Here is a 283-nt window from a genome sequence, read left to right as displayed (position 1 = left end):
ATATTATCCGTAGTATCAGTAAAGATGTGACTATGCTCTGGCCAGAGAACCTCAGTGTGGCGGAGGTTCCAGATACAACTGCCAGCCGTCGCGCAGATATTAACGGAGGGTGGGTTTTTGATGGTGACAAGATTAGCCCCAGAACTTATACCCCTGAAGAATTACAACGGCAGGCAGAATCCAAGAAAAAAACACTTCTTGCCGCTGCTGATGCCGCTATTGCACCACTTTCACGTGCGGTTAAACTGGGGATGGCAACGGAGCAAGAAGAAAAAATGCTCAC

1 protein-coding gene is annotated in these 283 nt (G+C 48.1%); it reads left to right on the top strand.

The features are described from left to right. A partial coding sequence (locus FDX22_RS20820) for a tail fiber assembly protein (protein ID WP_146717716.1) occupies positions 1-283 on the top strand: 283 nt, incomplete at both ends.

It is taken from the genome of Citrobacter sp. TBCS-14 (assembly GCF_005280805.1).
GTDB classification, from domain to species: domain Bacteria; phylum Pseudomonadota; class Gammaproteobacteria; order Enterobacterales; family Enterobacteriaceae; genus Citrobacter; species Citrobacter gillenii.
Note: the sequence above shows the minus strand (reverse complement) of the source record. Positions and strands in the feature narration are given on the sequence as shown.